Genomic DNA, 18,484 nt, shown 5'->3' on the forward strand with positions numbered 1-18,484 from the left:
ACCAGTTGCTCGAAATGAGTGCAGTCACAGAAGCTGCGAAGAGTTCGGCCGCGACATGGTCGGTTGAACTTTTTCTGGCTTGGTTCATGCTTATGGGGAAGGCTCAAAGTGATTCGGTAAGTCCGATTCGGTGGTGCAAGAGATGGCCGCAGGGCGTCCGGCCCCAGCTCTTGCAATTCTCGAGTATCAGCAGAAGCAGCAGGCGAGCGGCGTGAGGTCGAGCATGCGTTCTGGCTGTCCGCCTTCGCGGTCGGCGTCGAACGTATGCCGCACAACACAGTCATCGCACATCACAAATTCGAACGACTAGGAAAGGTGAAATGGGGATTTCGTTATCAGAGCTGATCAAACAAAACACGCTTGGGCAGAGCGAGGGTTATCCAGACGGTGTTCCGCACAGCTACAATTGGTACAAGGGTTGGAATCCTGATGGACTATTGACCCCGCCTGCCGACTTCACCGCGGTCGAAGGTTGGGCGCAAGTCTATACGGAAGAAGGGGCTCCTGCGTCCCCAAATACAAACGTCGAAGTCGCGAACGCAAAGACCTACGTCCATATCAAGGAGACCGGCCAGTGGTTGCTGGTTCAGGACCAGTCACAGCTTGGAATCGCAGGCGGACATTTCGTCACTGATTTCAGCGGTAACTCAGGTTACCCGATGCAAGTGACAACCCTGGCAAGCGGAGCGGTGAGCTTTGATGCGCCTTCGACCGGATACAACGATCATTTCTGGTACGGAGCGCGTGGGACTTATGCGGCTGGTACGGTCGACGGCGTTTACGTCCAGATGGACATGAGGCAGACCGACCCCAACGCGAATCTGGTGGGTATGGTTGGCGTGGACTGGTGGCGCAACGCGTCAGCTCCGTATCTTGACGACCACAGCAACAATCCAGGTGTCGGAGGCAGCAACTGGGTTGAGCTATCGACGCAATGGAAGACGATCGGTTACTATTCCATGAGCACTGCGGCGTTCCAGGCAAACTTGCCTCCGCCTCTGCTTGGATCCACTCAACCGCCTCCAGTAGAGGCTCCTGACACGGTAGCACCGGCATCGCCCAAGATCGTCGCAATCACGCCGGATGCGGGTACCGTCGGAGACCAGGTCACCAATGCCAAACAATTGACGCTGAGCGGAACGGCAGAAGCGGGCAGCACCATCAAGGTCTTTGAGGGCTCGACCGTAATTGGTACGGCCAAGGCCAATGCGAGTGGCACCTGGAGCCTGACCACCGCCCAGTTGGCAGATGGGAACCACACCTTCACCGCGACCGCCACAAACGCTGCAGGCAACGTCAGTCCACAATCGGCCTCTCTCGCCATGCGGGTTGACACGCTCGCGCCGGTGGCACCCAGCATCACCGCATTCACACCGGATACTGGTACCGTCGGGGACAAGGTGACCAACGTCAGCCAATTGACGCTGACGGGCACAGCGGAAGCAGGCAGCACGGTCAAGGTCCTTGAGGGAACGTCCGTCTTGGGCACAACTCAAGCTAACGCAGCCGGCGCCTGGAGCCTGACGACAGCCCAGTTGGCCGTCGGGAACCACGCGTTTACTGCGATGGCCACCGATGCCGCGGGCAACGTCGGCACGAAATCTAATGCCCTGAATGTGACGGTGAGTGAGCCCCTCATCTCACCCCCGGCAAACGGAAAGAACCTGCTGGTCAACGGGTCGTTCGAGACGACGGACTCGTCGCCCCTCGGTGAGGGCCGCTGGGGAGCTTACAAGTCGATTTCGGGCTGGACCGCGATCTCCGGCGGCACCATAGAGCTCTGGAACAATCTCAACGGAGTCAGGGCGAGCGATGGCGGTAATTTTGGCGAGCTCGACTATCTCGGTGCCCGGGATGGATTCTATCAGGACGTAAAGACCGTCGCGGGACAGGTTTATCAACTGTCCTTCGATGCACGCTCGCGCCCCGGTTTCACCGGTGCAACCTGCTCGATCGAGGTGTTGTGGAATGACTCGGTCATCGCGACCGTTCCACCCGGCAGCAACTGGACCAACTATGACTTCAATGTCGTGGGCACTGGCAGCAACGATCGCCTGACCTTCCGCGAAGTGGCCAGCCAAGGTAGCGATGGTTTGGGTGCCCTCTATGACAATATCGAGCTCACCGCCGCCACAGCGGCGCCAACCACTCCGCTGCCGGAGATCGGGGATAAGAATCTCCTGACGAACGGGTCTTTCGAGTCATCATCACTGGCGCCCGGCGGCTGGGCGGGCTTCGATGCCATTCCCGGCTGGCACGCCATTAGTGGCGGAACCATCGAGCTCTGGAATAATCTGAACGGCGTGACAGCAAGTGACGGCGGCAATTACGGCGAACTGGACTATCTCGGAGCCCGTGATGGACTTTACCAGGATGTGAAAACGGTCGCCGGTCAGCAATATGCGCTTTCCTTCGACGCGCGCTCACGGCCGGGGTTCTCCGACTCGACATGTTCGGTCGAAGTCCTCTGGAATGGCTCGGTCGTTGGGGTAGTTCCGCCAGACGCCGACTGGAAGAACTATGATTTCACGGTGACCGGGACAGGCGGACAAGACCGCCTGACATTCCGCGAGGTTGCGAACCAGGGTGGTGACGGGCTCGGTGCGCTCTATGACAATGTGTCCCTGGTTGCTAAGCAGGCAAACCCTGCCTCGGCGTCCATGCTGAGCAGTGCAAGCCAGGCAGTCGCGCTGATGAACCAATACACCGCGACCGATGCGATCACGACCGGTGCGGTGACGAGTGGTCCCCTTGCAACCGATACGACCACTTTGCTCTCGCAGACGCTCTCGTTGCCGGCACAACACTAGTTCCTGGCCATAGGCTATAGTCAAATCGCGGGGCGCCGATTTACGGCCCCCGCGGTTTGCGTTGCGAGCGCTCGAAGGAGCGCCTTCCAGCCAGCAGCCGCCGCTCTACGATCAGCCTCGCGGAATTGATAGCCGTCAACTCGGACATGCCTGGTTCAGCTTAGATGATGCCGGGCGCGCCCAGAATATTGCCGTTCGCCGTCCATGACCCTTTACGATATCGCACATGGAAGGAGCCGGCCATGCACTACAGCAAGTCCACTTCCGATCGGAAACCAAGGAATCCCGGGTCGAGCCTCTCATGGCGATTGCCGCGACGACAGAACTGACAATCGAAATCCATGACACATTCGGGAAATATCATGGAGTGTCCGCCCGAGAGCTCTGCTAGCAGAGCCGTGAACAGCGCGCTTTCGGCAAAGACTGACTGTCCCTACGTAACGATTGCAATTCCTACGTACAACAGGGCGGCGCTGTTGAGAGGATGCATCGCATCTGCCTTGGCGCAGACCTACCCTCATTTCGAGGTTCTCGTCTCGAACAACGCTTCGCCGGACGATACGGCACAGATCTTGGGCGAGTTTAGCGACCCGCGATTGCGCGTCATCACCCAGGAAACGAATATCGGCCTGCTCCCGAATTGGAATGCGTGTCTCGCGAATGCCCGAGGCGACTACGTCGTCTTCGTATCCGATGACGACAGGATCATGCCGACGCTGCTCGAGCGATGCGTGACACTCATTCGCCAACACCCGCAACTTCCGATCGTCATTACCCTAAGCAATCTACACGCGGCCTCACTCGGTCAAACGCGCTCCCCGCGCGTCAGCCGGACTCTCGATACCGGCATTCGGGACGGTACCGCGATTCTGAATGCGTTCCTCACTGACCAGATCACCGTCAATATGTGCGGCGTGGTGATGCGCACCGCCCTTCTGCGCGAACGGGGCGGAATTCCGCTCGATCTGCCGCACACTGCCGACGTCGCTGCATGGGCGCCGCTGCTGCTTCTCGGCAAGGCCGGTCTCGTCAACGAGGCCTGCGCAACCTACACCTATCACGACGATTCCGAGACGGCTCGATTGGGGGTGGAACGGCTTCTGCACGACGGACGCAAGGTAGCCGATTTGATAGCGTACACTGCGGAGACTTGTGTTCAGGACACACAGCTCCGCAAGACCATTCAGCTCCAGGCTTGGCGTTGCTTCGCACGTCGCGGGCTGATCGCGCTGACGGACGTTCGCAAGAACGGAGCAAGCATGCTCGATATGTTGAGCATGGCCTGGCACTTCCGCCGCGATCTCCACGGTGTGAGCGTGCAAGCTGTCCTTCGCTTCGCTGTTGTCGCCCTTTGTCCGCCGCTTCTCGCCGCTCGCCTGCGTCGTCTGAGACGCGGCACCCCGGAACGACTCGCTTAACGGCAACGGCACGAGCTATGGTCGGTTTCCCCGCACACGATTCCGATACCAAGTGCAACACGGTCGGCCACAATTTATCGGCTTGAACCGTTATTGATAGCCCTCAAATTCGTCCGGCTCCTGCACCCATAGGCTGACCCAAGATTCACTGGTTTTCCGATCAAGCGGTCCGAACGCGAGATCAAGGCGATGGTGACGTTATGCCTAATTCACTGCCTGCATCATGAGCACACCAGCTCTGCCCGGCCCACCCAGCCGCCTCCTCGTCGATCTCATGGTCATGGCCATGCGGGCGAGCGTCATGGGCTGCAAATTCGGTCTCGCCCTGTTCATTGCCCGCTATCTCGACCTGTCGTCGCTGGGTCTTTATGGCCTCGCCGCCGGCGCGATCGCAGCCGTTCCGATCGTGGTCAATCTTGGCATGAACCACCTGCTGATGCGCGACGCCGTAACAGCCGCCACCAGCGAAATGATCGACAGCATGCGCCACTATTGGGGCTTCGTAGCCTTTGCGTACGCGGTCCTTCTGACGATCACGACGCTCTTCACCGTCCTCGTCGGCACTTCGCCTCTCTGGATCCTCGTCGTTGCCGTGATCATGTTCGAGCACGTTGGCAATGACATTTTTTATCTCCTTTCCAGCCTGCAGCACCACGTCTGGGCAAACGCCATCGGCTTCATCCGCGGCGCGGCCTGGATTCTGATCTATATTCCGCTCGCTATCTGGGACCCCAGCTTCAGATCGCTTTCGCATCTGTTCGGCTTCTGGTTGGTGGGAGGTGTCGCTTCGGTGGGGCTGTTCGTTGCCCTCAGCAGGTCATGGCCATGGCTGGCATCCTTCTCTCGGCCGTTCAGGCTTGGAGTGATCACCGACGCGATTCAGAAATCCTTCCTCATGCTGTTGAGCGACCTCGGCTTTATCACGAGCCAGTATATCGACCGCTACCTGATCACACTGTTCCTCGGTTTGAAAGTCGCCGGCATCTACTTCCTCTTCTGGACGGTCGGCAATTCTGCAACCACATTCCTGGCCCTCGTCCTACAACAAAAGCAACGACCATCGCTGATCAGCGCCTATCGGACCAGCGGCCCCTCTGCGCACCGCCTGCTGGCCTGGCGCTTCCTGCAGACGACCGCACTCGCGACTGCTGCGCTCAGCACGGTAATCGGATTTACTTTCCAGCTTCTTCTGCCATGGGTGGCTCAACCCGGGCTCGTCACCCAGTGGTCGGCATTCTGGTTGATCGTAGCTGGGCTGGCGATGCGCTATATGGCCGATTTCGGCGCCTTGGGCCTGTTCACGGCGCATCTAGACCGTCTGACGACGGTCACGAACCTGGCCTCGGTAGGCATCCTAGTGGTAGCACAATTGATGCTGCTGCCGCTCGCCGGGCTCCATGGCGCCGGAGCAGCAATCCTGTTGACATCGCTTATCATCGCACTATGGCGCTACTGGTTGCTGTTCGGCTTGCCGAGCTCGAACGCCTATTCCCGCAGAGTGGGCGCCTAGCTGCAGATCGAGAGCGCTCTCAAGAATGTTCAGCGACGACTAGTCTTAGCTAAAACCATTGGCGTAGTCAGTTCGTCTAAACAAGCAATCCACCTCGAGTAGCGAAGCGGGATCCCTGGAGTAGTAGGTCACCGGCCGCAACTGGCTCAGCGTGAAACCAGCCTCCCGCATGAATCGGACTGCTTCATCGAACTTCCAGGTATCCTCATAGAGATGGATCAGGGGCAATTCGAGTTGAACGCCAAGCAGGGTATGAAGCGCGTTGACACCACCGCGCAGGACGCTTTGCTCGAATCCCTGCGTATCGACCTTCAGGAACACACGCTCTCCGGAAAACTCCTTAAATATCGAATCGAGCGTGGCGATCTGGACCTTGTCGACGCGAACTACTTCGGATTCGTAGATGCTGTTCCGACCGATCTCGGTCTGGTTGACGATAGAACTCATGGCCGTGTTCTTGCTCACATTGATCTGGATGACCCCATTGACATCTCCCAATGCGATATTTCGGCAATCCCATTTCTGATCGGCCTCGCACCTCTTCTCGAGCCTTTTGAAGACGTCAAGCACGGGCTCGAAGGAGACGATCCGCCCCGTGTATCCCTGCGATCTCAGATCGTCCACGAACTGGCCTTCGTTCGCGCCGACATCCAGAACAAGGCCCACGGAACGAGATTGGAGGAACTCCGCCAAATTCGGGTGATGACGGCGAATTTCGTAACCTGTTGACCTCACAAACGATTTCAGTCGCTCTTTCACCATCATCTCTCCGCTCCTATCAATTTCAGCCCGACTCGGCCGGGCCGTTGATCTTGCGCGCCGGTGGGCCAAATGGCTCACCGCTAGCCGAACTGACTTCGACGCCATCTCACGAGCGTTGACAGCATTGCTCTCCCCACCTCCGTCCGCCGCAGGCCGACCTTCACCAGGTCCAAGGCCGGCGATGGAAGTGGAGGCATCAGGTCCTCGCGCGTGAGGAACATTCCATCGCCCCGATCAACGTCACATTCGGCGGCCTCCCTCACACGATCGCGCCAGGAGGCCAGCTCATGCACGGGCATCGGGCCCTTATCTATCCAGTCAGACTGCGTACCCTTCGCGAGCGCTCGGTTCGCCTCGTGCTTGAACAATCCCGGCTGCTGTTGGCGTATTGCCAGTCGCTTGGATATCTGCGCCGGCGACCGATATGGGAAATGCTTCAAACGTATCCGCGATGGCAATGTCCGTCCGCGGTTGTGCGGCCAGATCAGTCCACCCCAACGCAGATCACTTCTATGGCGAACGAAACGCGGCTCGCTCCAATTGTTCTGATAGTATCTGAGCCGTTCGTGCACGGGACGGGCGAGCCACGCCGCCGGATTCTCCTCGTAGTTCCTCAAATCGACATCCGTAAAATAGAAGTTCATTGAGGCCGAAAAGACGAAGCCATAGCTTTGGGGCACGTTCCCAAGAAACTGTGCCGGGTCATCGATGAAGAACTCGTCGGCATCGAGCCTGCACCACCAGTCCCCCGGCGACGCTACGTACCGTCGGGCCTCGAATATTTCTCCGCGGAGTTCATCGGTGAACGTGCGATCGTCGTGGCCAACGAGCTCGATCTTGGGATAGCACTTCGCGAGGTCCTGAAGCGTTTCCCAGGTTCCATCGGTGCTTCCGTTGTCGAAAACGAAGATCCGATCACTCCATTCGAGAGCCGCTTTCAGCGTCTCGCCGACAATGTCGTTCTCGTCTCGAACACAACAAATGCTGAATATCTTCATGTCGGGATTGCCCTTGGTAGCGGCGGCGGCTACCGACGCCTCACATGACGCACGCATGACACCACTGTTCTCACCTCCTTAGCGAGGCACTCTGGATGATCGTGCATCACTCCCGACACCGCCTTCCTCGTAGTCGGCCCGCCCGGCAGCATGTAGCGACCTCACGCCATCTCCTCTTTGGGCAGCCATCAACAAGCTCTTGATAGGATCGTGATCTTCGGCGCCGGTGACCGAGCTCGACGCCGGATGCATGGTGGTCTTGGCAAGCGCGGGACCGAAGATGGCACCTAAGCCGAGCAGAACTCCGCCAGCGGCCGCCAACGCGATCAGATGCGAGACTTGCGGAAACACCGGCGCTGTTGGCGTTATGGCCTTCTGCACCACTCTAAGGCTGGAGAGCTGGCTCTTCTTGGCGACCTCGGAGCTTATCTGCTCCTCGAGAATACGAGCTGCATACTGTGCGGCGGCAGACGATGCGGTTGTGAGAACTCGTTTCAATCTTCCGTACTCCGCTTCCTTCGCGGAAAGCGAGGCCAGCTCCGCGTTCACCTTCTCGAGCTCCATGCCGAGTTGATTCAGGAGCTCCGTCTGCCCATTGAGTTCGGCATTCAGCTTCATCAGTGTTGCCATGTTGTCCTGGTAAACCTTGATCAAGAGCAACGGCGGCTGCTCCTCGAAATGCTCAGGCGGCTTGGCGACCGGGTCAAGACTCTTACGGTTATCTTGCCCTCCGAGCGTGGTCACCATCCGACTCACGGCCTTGTTCTGGGCAACAGGCCGCAATATCGCCAACTGATCGGCGACCGACAGCTTCTGTCCCTTCTTGTCCTCGATCGCTCCTCGCGTCGTGGCAATCAGCGCAGACAGATCACTGGCGCGCTTGAGCAGCAGCTGCCGCTGGTCATCGACGGCATAGATTGAGGCTTCGACGGAGAAGCGCTTCAGATCCGCGGCTGCGATCTCGGCCTCCTCCTCCAGCCGCTTCGTTTGTTGCTGGAAGAATTCCTGTGCACCTGGCATTTGCACGTCCAGGCTTTGCACCGTGACCAACGCGCTCGCGAGCTCGTTCAGATAGCTCGCGGCGACCACCGGATTTTTGTGACGGAACGTTATCCTCAATAGATCGGAGCGCCCCTCCTGCTTCGCATTCACGCGGTCTCGCAAGCTGAGAATCCCCGCCTGGTTACGCTCGATATCTTCTTCGGTCTCGTCGACAGGCTTCGCCCGCTCCTTCGGTTCTGCGGATTCCCTAGCGAACACGTCCCGAAGATCGATCTCCTTACCCCAGGCCATGAACCTGGCCAGAAGCGTTGGATTTGCGTCCGACGATAGCCTCTCGTAGCCGACGTTCTTCGCCGCCTCCAAGATGACCAGATCGATCTTGGCGATGCGCGACAGGGATTCCATTCGACTTTGGAGGTCAACGCCTTCCCCGAATGGCGAGGCTGCGTTGCTCGAAGATCGTTCCTTGATCCCCTGCCCCGCCCGGAGCAAGACGTATGCCTCGTAACGGTCTCCAACGGCTGCGTAGTAGAGAAAGGCCGCGCCGGACGTCAGCAATAGGCACAGATATATGACCCATTGCCGCCGCCATAGCAGACCGAATGCTCTGGCGAATACACTGCTCGCGTTACGTTCCACCGCCGGCTCCACTTCTTTTGACGGCTTAGGGTCTACCGAAGCGTCCGGGCAGGTATTGACGACCATCAACTCAGCCTTGGCAATTCCCGACAACTTGGGCCGACCGATCGGTCCCCGGCAGGTCGCTCCCGCCCGGAGTGGCGCCGCGGAACCGAAACCTTCAGAAGCGCGGAGTACGCCTGCCGTGAACGATCTGGCTCTGGGAAGACAGGGTACACCGCACCTCGCTTCCGGTTCGCTGACCATGCACGGTCGCTTCTTCGTAGTGACCTGCTTTGGCCTCGTGTTCCTGAATTTCCTGACCTTTCTCTATCACTTCACCGGATCGACCATATTCAACGTCCTGAGCAATTCGACGAGCCTGCTTCTGATCCTGTGGTCTGCGCGCCACGTGCTGATCGCCAGCGAGAGAAGCTATTTCTACAATCTTCTCTTGGCGCTCGCCTGCATCTTCACAGGTGCCAGCTACCTGGTGAACTTTGGCTCCTTTGAGCTGTCCGATGGGTTGAAGCTCGTCTCAATCTACTCGTTCTACGTCGCCGGCCGCGGCATGGCCGAGCAGATACGGCCAGCCGAGAAGCGTTGCATCTACGTGCTTGCGGCACTGCCGCTCCTGTTCAAGGCGATCGGCCAGACTCAAGTCTACACCGGCATCGAATATCCCGACGTGTTCTCCTACTTTCCGAACACAAATACGGCAGCGCTCTACTTCTCGGCCCTACTGTTTGCCCTTTCCCCCTGGTTCGGAAATAAGGTCTTGATCGCCCAGTTCGTAAATGCCGCGATCATGAACCGTGTCGGGCCCGCCCTGGCGACCATCATCTCGATCGGCCTCTGGTCCTTTTTTCCGTTGCGACCACAAGTCTTCGTCGTGATCATCCTGTTGGCGTGCGCCAGCGTCGCCGCCTACGCCGTGGGCGCACTCGATCGACTGATGACAGGCTTGAACGCAATCTCAGTCATCTGGAGCCTCGACCCCAGCACCGTCGCCAGAATGACGACGAAGCAATTGATCGATTTGACCGGAACGACGGACATGTCCGCGTTCTTCCGCATCAGCCATTGGACGAACATCTGGCAGATATACTCGTCGCTGGGGCTCGGCGGAATATTGTTCGGATATGGTGCGAGTCAGACCGGCATCCTTACCGTCTTGCCGCTACCGCCGCACAATGACTATTTGCGCGTCTTGGCAGAGTATGGACTTCTGAATTGCATTGTTTTCGTCATCTTCGTCTTCAGCATTGTGTTTTCACTGAAGGATCGGGCTGCCAAGACGATGTACACAGTGCTTCTCATCTACTTTCTATCCGAAAACCTCATCGACAATTTCACGTCGATGGCGCTGTTCTTTTCTTACGCGGGCCGGTTTACGTCTCCGAAATGGCTGGAACGCAACTCGTCCGGCGCGAGCAAGAGAGCATAATTGATGGAGTTCTCACTCTCCGAACTCATCAAGCAAAACACTCCCGGAAACAGCGAAGGCTTTCCGGCAGGAGTACCGTCAAGCTACAATTGGTATCACGGATGGAATGACGGCGGACTGTGGTCGCCACCCGAAGATTTCACCGCGGTTGAGGGCTGGGGACAAGTCTATCCGAAGGTGGGAGCACCGTCGTATTCAAATCCGAGCGCGACGGTCGAGGTCGCCAACGCCAAGACCTACGTTCGCATGAAGCAAGCCGGCGAATGGACGTTAGTCCAAGACCAGTCGGGAACGCAGTTGACCGGGGGACATTTCGTCCCGGATTTCGCTGGCAATGTCGCCATTCCCATGAAGGCTACCCCTCTGGCCGGCGCGACGATCGCCTTCGATGTGCCTCCGGCTGGCTACAACAACCATTTTTGGTACAAGGCGCGCGGAACTTACGCGGCCGACACTGTGGACGCCGTCTACGTTCAGATGGAGATGAGGGTTACCGATCCGAACCTAAGTCTCGTCGCCATGGTCGGCGCCGACTGGTGGCGCGACGCGCGAGCGCCCTATCTCGAGGATCACAGCAATAATCCGGGCGTGGGCGGCAGTAACTGGATCGAGCTATCGACCCAGTGGAAGACGATCGGGTTCTATTCCATGAGCGCTGAGGACTTTCGCGCGAACCCGGCTCCGCCGCTGCGCGACTTGGTGAGGGAGACACCGCCCGCACGCCCTTCCACACCAACGCGGAGCGGCGAGAACTTCATCCCGAATGAACCGGGTGGACCTGCCTCCACCTCGAGAGAGCAGAAACACGCCACCGCAAACGGAACCGTCAAATCTCCACTCACGGAAGAGATCTGGCTTCAGCCGATCAACTCCGGTTCACGCGCCATGCTTTCCTATCCAATCACAGCAGTCCAAGCCTTGTCGAACGACTGCCTTTTGGCTTTCGCCCTGACCATGGGAGCACTGGCCAAGGTCCGCTGGAGCAACCTGCAGAGTCGCAAACGTATAGACCGGGCGTGACGAGCACTACGGGCCCAGGCGTGCACCGATCTATCGGCCTCCCAAATCGCGTGCCCATTCTTGACGTTCGTCAACTCTGACGCGCGTCCAATGCCTACGATATGAAAAGACTCTTAACTGGTTATGGGTCGGTCTATGTCTGGTACCTCCCATTTGATCCCGTCCTGCTCGCCGCCCGCTGCTATTGCGCGTATGATTTACGCCCTCGAGCGATCCGTCTCGGGCTGGCTCCTGCCACTCGGTCTCATTGGAATTCTGGCCGTCTCTCCGAAGAATGCCGATGCGGCCAGTGGGAGACCGGACGCCGTCACCTCCGTCGGTCTCGCCTCTAGTGTCATCGAGCAAAACACTATTGGTTACAGCCAGGCATATCCAGCAGGCGTCCCCAAGACTTCTTCCTGGTGCAACGGTGCCTCAAAGCCCGAGAACGGCGAACCTCCCGCCGACTTCACTGCCGTTACAGGAATGGCATCAATATTTCCAAAGTTTGGGGCGCCCACACCGAACAAGGACGGCAAGATCCTCGTCGCCAACGGAAAGACCTATGTGCGCCTTCGCAGCACGAAGGAATGGATACTGGTACAAGATCAGGCAGAGAACGAGATCGTCGGGGCCCATTTTGACGTAATGGCTCCCAAGAATGCTGCTGTCGAGATGAAGATCGAAGTTCGGACGGATGGAACTACCCTTGTTGACAGTCCCCCTCCCGGCCGCAACGACCTGATGTGGCTCGTGAGACGCGGCGGCTTCGCCGCCGGAGCTGTCGATTCTGTCTACGTCCAGATAGAGATGAAGACGACCGACCCCGAAATGAAAGTGGTTGCCAACGTTGGAGCCGACTGGTGGCGTTCTTCGGACTCGCCGCATAACGGCGCTAACAATCGAGCAGCCGGCAGCAGCAACTGGGTCGAGCTCTCCCCAGATTGGTCAACACTCTACTTCTTTTCGGGCAGCACAGCGCAGTTCGTCGCAGACCCACCCCCACCCCTGGCTGAGTCTCCGCTCCCTGTTACAGCCACCAGCACGCGGCGCACTGCGGCCGGACCCTCGCCGTGTCTGCGGACCTTGGCGCCGCGATAGGTACACTAGGCAAAGTTGATATTTGCGATTGCCGTCTTCGAAATGTCGCGAGGAGCTACACCGATATCATCGGACCTGTAACCTCTCGATCCAGGCTTTTGAACGCACCCTTGCTTTAGCCAATGCATTGCCACGTGACGTCTTTTGGAATGAGGCATTTCATGTCATTGACCACATACGGTTCGAAGTCCTCATCTTCGATGTTGGTACGACGCGGTGTCTCACTACAGAGACCGGTTCAATTTGCCATTATGGCAGGCGACTTCCTGCTCATTTTGCTCAGCTATGTCGCCGCAAACCTGGTTCACCGCAAGTTCATGACGACACTGGCCGAGCGAGAACTTTCCGTCGGCGTCGCGTTGCTTGTGGCGACCGCATTCGTGGCGATCGCCTTTTTCAGGGGATGCTACGATAACCACAACCTGGCCAATACGAACTGGCAGTTGCGGAAGGCCTCATCCGTCTGGCTTCTCTCGCTTGCGATTCTTGTATTCTCTGCTTTCCTACTGAGATCGACCGCCGAGCTGTCCCGTATCACCATCGTTCTGTTCGCAGTGATCGGCCTTGCTGGTCTCGGCGCGCATCGCGTGATCTGGCGATTCGCTCTGGTCTCATCTTTCGCGCGAAGACACTCCGTCAAACGAAGGGTCGTGTTGATAAGCGGAGAGCCGCTCGACTTTACCTCAGTCCGCTTCAAGGATTTGCGTAGGAACGGTTTTCAGGTGGTACGCCACTTCGTTCTGGACGCTACGTTGAAGTCCGACGACGCAGCAATGGAGCGCGAGCTGGCCACCATCATTCGAAACTCGCGCGGAGCTGGCGTCGACGAATTCCTTCTGGCCTTCAATTGGCGCGATCTGGCGCTGTTTCAGCGCCTCAGCCAATCTCTGCGCCAGGTACCAAATCCGGTTCGCCTCCTGCCAGATCTTGAGATCGCCGACCTTGTGTCGCGGCCGTTCACGCCCGTAGGCGACTCGGTGGTGATCGAAGTCCAGAGAGCGCCTCTCTCGGTCGGCGAACGAGCCTTGAAGCGCAGCGTCGATATCTGTCTTGCCTCGCTCGGCCTTCTATGCCTCGCACCTCTACTCGTCATGACGGCACTCCTGGTCAGGCTCGATTCGCCAGGCAGCATCATTTTCCGTCAGACACGCCGGGGCTTCAACGGCGAGTTATTTGACATCTGGAAGTTCCGCAGCATGACGGTGTCGGAGAATGGCTCCGAGATCAAGCAGGCCAGCAAACAGGATGCGCGGGTTACGCGGGTCGGGCGGATCCTGCGCAAGACCAGCATCGACGAATTGCCTCAGCTGTGGAACGTGCTGCGCGGAGAAATGTCGCTGGTGGGTCCGCGGCCGCACGCTCTTGCGCATGACAACTACTACGATCAGATGATTGGCAACTATGCCTGTCGTCGTCACGTCAAACCGGGCCTTACGGGCTGGGCTCAGGTGAACGGTCTCCGCGGCGAGACACCGACCATCGAGCTGATGAAGAAACGCGTTGAGTACGACGTCTGGTATGTCACCAATTGGAGCATTTGGTTGGACATTCGCATCATGATCCGGACCGTAGTAACGCTCTCCGGTCAGGACGTTTATTGAGCTACTGGTGATCGTAGGCTCGCCTACGCCAGCTCGATGTCTGCCCCGCTCGAATGCTGGGAACCGAGGCGGACCGCATACACTAGTCAGCGCCGGCTACCCGTTCTCGCCTTTGTTTTTCATCTTCAGGGCGGTCACGGCGTCGTTCGTTCTCCTGGAGATGACCAGGCGCAGGTCCTTCCCGCCAATTTGGCGCAGGGTTGCCAACGTACCGTCACGCGACAGGCGGTGGTGAGGGGTCGATCGGGTTGGTTCGCGACGCGTTGCGCTCGGCAGTCCCGTCGCGGATCTGCATCACGATCATCGGCGGATGCGATTGTTCAGGTCGGCTGCGACAGGATTTTTGCGGCGCGATCGCCTGCTGCACCGCGAAACGACTTGCGCCGCAACATTCAAAAATGAGACTGCCAGTCAAACCGAACGAGACACCGATGCGTGCACCGCATTCGACTTCGGCTAGCTTCCCTCTAAAGCCGCGGCCTTCGAGAGCCACGAGCATCGCGCAGGTCGGCGCGGCAACAAAACGACGACACAGGGGAGGAGCACATGTCGAAATGCAGCATGGGACTGCTCACGTTGAGCAGCCTGTTTCTTTCAGGCGCAGCAATCGCCCAGGAAAAGATCAAGGTGGGCGTGACCGCAACCCTCGAAGGCACTTACACCGTGCTTGGCGAGGATGGGATGCGCGGCCATCAGACGGCACTCAATGTGCTGGGCAAGAAGATCGGCGATAAGGAACTCGAATTCATCGTCGCCTCGACCGACGCAACGCCGGACTCGGCCGTGCGCGCTGTGCGCAAGCTGATCGAGCAGGACAAGGTCCAGATCCTGCTGTCGCCTCTCTCTGGCGACGAGGGCATCGCGGTGAAGAACTTTGCCAAGACCCATCCCGAGCTGACCTTCATCAATGCGGCCTCCGGCGCGCAGGAAACGACCTATGTCGACCCTGCCCCGAACTTCTTCCGCTACAATATGGACGGCGCCCAGTGGCAGGTCGGCCTCGGCAAATACGCCTATGAGGACAAGAAGTACCGCAAGATCGCAACCGTCGGCGAAGACTATTCCTTCATCTACACCCAGGTGTTCGGGCTGGTGCTCGAGTTCTGCGGAATGGGCGGGCAAGTCACCAACCGACAATGGGTGCCGCTGGGAACGAAGGACTTCGCCTCCGTCATCGCCGCCCTGCCCGACGACGTCGACGCCATCTATCTCGGGCTCGGCGGCGCGGATGCCGTCAACTTCCTCAATCAGTATCAGCAGGCCGGCGGCAAGGCGCATCTGATGGGTGGTTCCATCATGATCGACCAGACCATCCTGTCGTCCAAGGGCAACGCCAAGAACGCCCTCATCGGCACCATTGCGGCGAGCGGCCAGGCCGATACCTGGGAGGATCCGGGCTGGCAGAAGTTCGTGAAGGCCTATCAGGACGCCTTCCCGCCCAACAAGCGCTTCCCGAGCCCCTCGCTGCTGGCGACCAACTATTATGATTCAACCATGGCGCTGATCCTCGCGCTGCGTCAGGTCAACGGTGATCTCTCCAACAACCAGGCTAAATTCAAGGAAGCGCTGGCGAAGATCGAGCTCGATGCGCCGAACGGCAAGATCAAGCTCGACTCCAACCGCCAGGCGATTGGCACCAACTTCGTCACCGAGGTCGTCGACGACGGCAAGGGCGCGCTGTTCAGCAAGGTCGTGAAGGTGATTCCGAACGTGAACCAGACACTCGGCTACGATCCGGCCGTCTTCTCCAAGATCGGGCTGCCGAGCCGCACCGTTCCGGAATGTAAGAAATACTGACGCATCACGCCTGCACAGTGCAAGCGGAGAGCGACTTGCTGACGCGGTCGCTCTCCGCTCTTGCAATCTCGGCGGCGTTGTTGAACGCTGGCTGAAAAGACAAGAACATCCGGGAGGGGAAGGCATGAGCCGTGCGCTCGCCGTCTTCCACGGCCGCTTCGGCCGGGCGACGGTTTATCAGTTGAACCGCCCTTTCAATATCCACGCCCATCGTGAAGGTCATCTGATCTTCCATGTCGGCGGCATGCCGGCGTGCATCGATGTCTCCAACGGGCACTATGATCTCACCGAATCGTCCGTCGTCGCCGTCAATCCCTGGGAGCCGCACAACTTCCTGCCGGCCGATCTCGATGGCGGCGCCATCTTTTTCGTACTCTACGTCAACGCCGAATGGTTTGCGCCCGATGCCTCGGGCAGCGACCGTCTGCGCTTCGGCCGCACCCAGTTCAGGCGTACTCCTGCACTCGACAAGCATATCAGGCGGACCGCCGCGCTCGTGTGCGGCGCACCATCGCTCTCCAGCCTCGATGCCGAGCTGAGGAGGCTGATCGACATCTGCTACGACGAAAGCTGGCAGCAGGCCGTGGTCGCGCGCGATCCGCGCGCAAGCGGCTCCGTCACCGATTTTCGCGTGCGCAAGTGCATCAAGATGATGTCGGAAAGTCCCGGCGCCGAGATCGAGCTCGACACCATCGCGCGCGAATCCGGCCTGTCGCGGCCGCATTTCTACCGGCTGTTCCGCGTGCAGACCGGTGTCACCCCGAACCTCTATCTCAATACGCTGATCATGGAACAGGCGCTCGAAGCGCTGGTGGCGAGCGAGGCACCGATCGCCGATATCGGCTTCGACCTCGGCTTCTCCTCGCAAAGCGGTTTCACCCGCTTCTTCGCCGCCAATGTCGGGATGGCCCCGACCGATTATCGTCGCGCAGCCAAGGTTTTGCGCGCCTGATCGCGGGCCACGAAAAGATACTCACGATCAAACGCCGCCCTCGCCGCCTGGCTAGGATGCCGGCAACGCGATCCCGGAAAGAGGATCGCTGAGTCCAGGGAGGACGTTCGTCCATGGCAGGGCCAGCAGCCGGCAACGGCTTGCATGCCCCCTCGCCCCACTTGCAGGGAGAGGGTTGGTGTGAACCGGCGCCTCCGGCGCGACCTCTCTGCGCACGCGCGAACGCCATCACACACGATTGCCTGGAACGACCTGAGCAAGCGCCTCGTCCTTCGAGACGACCGCTCCGCTGTCTCCTCAGGATGAGGCTCATCGGCATCGGCCTCGTTGAAACTGCTGCCGCATACTCCGCCCTCATCCTGAGGAGCCCACCAAAGCGGGCGTCTCGAAGGATGGGCTGCGGAGAATCCGCATTTTACGTGCGATTGCCCTGCAGCAAGCGAAGCGAGGCGACAGCATGAGCCGCTTTGTCGAACGCCATCCCGCCTGGGCGCTGATCTCGATCATTGCCGTTGCCGTCATGCTCTGGCTGATCTTCGCGGTCTGGCCGCCGGGCCTCGAACAGGCGATCGGCCGCAAACGCGTCTTTCTCAACGCCCTGTTCAACGGCATCACGCTCGGCGGCCTCTATTTCCTCGTCGCCAGCGGCTTCACGCTGATCTTCGGCCTGATGCGCAACGTCAACCTCGCGCACGGCTCGCTCTATCTGTTCGGCGGCTATGTCGGCTACGCCATCAGTTCCTCGACGGGGTCATGGATCCTCAGCTTCATCGTCGCCTTCATCCTGACTGCCCTCGTCGGCGTGCTGCTCCAGGTCATCGTCTTCCGCCGCATGGAGGGCCAGGATCTCAGGCAGACCATGGTGACGATCGGGCTGTCGATCGTGTTCGCCGACCTCATGCTCTGGGCGTGCGGCGGCGATTTTTACCAGATCCAGACCCCGAACTGGCTGATCGGTCCCGTCGAGCTGCCGCTGGTCACGGCGATCAAATCCTCAGGCGAGCCGGTCTATCTCAGATATCCCTCGGTGCGGCTCGTGATCTTCGCCGCGTCCGTGGTCATCGGCGTCGCGATGTGGCTCGCGCTCAATCGCACCCGGATCGGCATGATCGTCCGCGCCGGCGTCGACGACCGCGATATCCTCGCCGCGACCGGCGTGCGCATCCAGCTCGTCTTCGTCGCCGTCTTCGCCTTTGGCGCAGGACTTGCGGGCATTGCCGGCGTGGTCGGCGGCACCTTCCAGTCGTTGTCACCAGGCGAGGACATCCGCTTCCTGCTGGCCTCCCTCGTCGTCGTGATCGTCGGCGGCATGGGCTCGATCCCAGGCGCTGCACTCGGCGCGTTGATCATCGGGCTCGCCGAGCAGCTCGGCTCGGTCTACATCCCGACCTACGCCATCGTCGTGACCTTCCTGATCATGGTGCTGGTGCTGGCGATCCGGCCGCAAGGCCTGTTGGCGAGGCGCTGAG

General features: G+C 59.3%; 14 protein-coding genes. 10 read left to right on the forward strand and 4 right to left on the reverse strand.

All coding sequences use genetic code 11. The annotated features are described in order from the left end of the window. Positions 1-320: 320 nt before the first annotated feature. From IVB23_RS05975 to IVB23_RS05985, 3 genes are all read left to right on the forward strand, one after another. Positions 321-2,810: an Ig-like domain-containing protein gene (locus tag IVB23_RS05975; protein WP_247802927.1), complete on the forward strand. Its 2,490-nt coding sequence runs from the start codon at positions 321-323 to the stop codon at positions 2,808-2,810. 362 nt (positions 2,811-3,172) lie between these two features. Further along, complete coding sequence (locus IVB23_RS05980; protein ID WP_247802928.1) at positions 3,173-4,228, forward strand: glycosyltransferase family A protein; 1,056 nt, start codon at positions 3,173-3,175, stop codon at positions 4,226-4,228. A 223-nt stretch (positions 4,229-4,451) separates the two neighbouring features. Then, a complete protein-coding gene (locus tag IVB23_RS05985; protein ID WP_247802929.1) occupies positions 4,452-5,738 on the forward strand; it encodes a polysaccharide biosynthesis protein in 1,287 nt (428 codons plus the stop codon). A gap of 45 nt (positions 5,739-5,783) precedes the next feature. Here IVB23_RS05985 and IVB23_RS05990 read toward each other — a convergent pair whose 3' ends face one another. The 3 genes from IVB23_RS05990 to IVB23_RS06000 form a co-directional block, all read right to left on the reverse strand. After that, positions 5,784-6,503, reverse strand: a complete 720-nt coding sequence (locus IVB23_RS05990) for an FkbM family methyltransferase (RefSeq protein ID WP_247802930.1) — start codon at positions 6,501-6,503, stop codon at positions 5,784-5,786. Between the two features lie 77 nt (positions 6,504-6,580). Continuing rightward, complete coding sequence (locus IVB23_RS05995) at positions 6,581-7,498, reverse strand: glycosyltransferase family 2 protein (RefSeq protein WP_061882144.1); 918 nt, start codon at positions 7,496-7,498, stop codon at positions 6,581-6,583. A gap of 78 nt (positions 7,499-7,576) precedes the next feature. Then, the gene (locus IVB23_RS06000; protein WP_247802931.1) at positions 7,577-9,205 is read right to left on the reverse strand and encodes a hypothetical protein; all 1,629 of its coding nucleotides are present in this window, start codon (positions 9,203-9,205) and stop codon (positions 7,577-7,579) included. A gap of 118 nt (positions 9,206-9,323) precedes the next feature. On the opposite strand from IVB23_RS06000, the gene IVB23_RS06005 reads away from it, so the two are divergent. The 4 genes from IVB23_RS06005 to IVB23_RS06020 all read left to right on the forward strand — a co-directional run bounded on the left by IVB23_RS06005 (position 9,324) and on the right by IVB23_RS06020 (position 14,266). Next, entirely contained in the window at positions 9,324-10,565 is a 1,242-nt protein-coding gene (locus IVB23_RS06005; RefSeq protein WP_247802932.1) for an O-antigen ligase family protein, read from the forward strand. Further along, on the forward strand, positions 10,566-11,585 hold the full coding sequence (locus IVB23_RS06010; protein ID WP_247802933.1) for a hypothetical protein: 1,020 nt from the start codon (positions 10,566-10,568) through the stop codon (positions 11,583-11,585). Between the two features lie 192 nt (positions 11,586-11,777). Beyond that, positions 11,778-12,665: a hypothetical protein gene (locus tag IVB23_RS06015; RefSeq protein ID WP_197965528.1), complete on the forward strand. Its 888-nt coding sequence runs from the start codon at positions 11,778-11,780 to the stop codon at positions 12,663-12,665. A 161-nt stretch (positions 12,666-12,826) separates the two neighbouring features. Then, a complete protein-coding gene (locus IVB23_RS06020; protein ID WP_197965527.1) occupies positions 12,827-14,266 on the forward strand; it encodes an undecaprenyl-phosphate glucose phosphotransferase in 1,440 nt (479 codons plus the stop codon). A gap of 214 nt (positions 14,267-14,480) precedes the next feature. Here IVB23_RS06020 and IVB23_RS06025 read toward each other — a convergent pair whose 3' ends face one another. Then, entirely contained in the window at positions 14,481-14,765 is a 285-nt protein-coding gene (locus tag IVB23_RS06025) for a hypothetical protein (RefSeq protein ID WP_247802934.1), read from the reverse strand. Positions 14,766-14,812: 47 nt separating this feature from the next. Here IVB23_RS06025 and IVB23_RS06030 point away from each other — a divergent pair, with 47 nt between their 5' ends. From IVB23_RS06030 to IVB23_RS06040, 3 genes are all read left to right on the forward strand, one after another. After that, the gene (locus IVB23_RS06030) at positions 14,813-16,063 is read left to right on the forward strand and encodes an ABC transporter substrate-binding protein (RefSeq protein WP_247802935.1); all 1,251 of its coding nucleotides are present in this window, start codon (positions 14,813-14,815) and stop codon (positions 16,061-16,063) included. A gap of 124 nt (positions 16,064-16,187) precedes the next feature. Continuing rightward, positions 16,188-17,015: an AraC family transcriptional regulator gene (locus IVB23_RS06035; RefSeq protein WP_197965525.1), complete on the forward strand. Its 828-nt coding sequence runs from the start codon at positions 16,188-16,190 to the stop codon at positions 17,013-17,015. Between the two features lie 457 nt (positions 17,016-17,472). After that, positions 17,473-18,483, forward strand: a complete 1,011-nt coding sequence (locus IVB23_RS06040; RefSeq protein ID WP_061882137.1) for a branched-chain amino acid ABC transporter permease — start codon at positions 17,473-17,475, stop codon at positions 18,481-18,483. Position 18,484 lies beyond the last annotated feature (1 nt).

Source organism: Bradyrhizobium sp. 191 (assembly GCF_023100985.1).
In the GTDB taxonomy this organism is placed as follows: domain Bacteria; phylum Pseudomonadota; class Alphaproteobacteria; order Rhizobiales; family Xanthobacteraceae; genus Bradyrhizobium; species Bradyrhizobium diversitatis.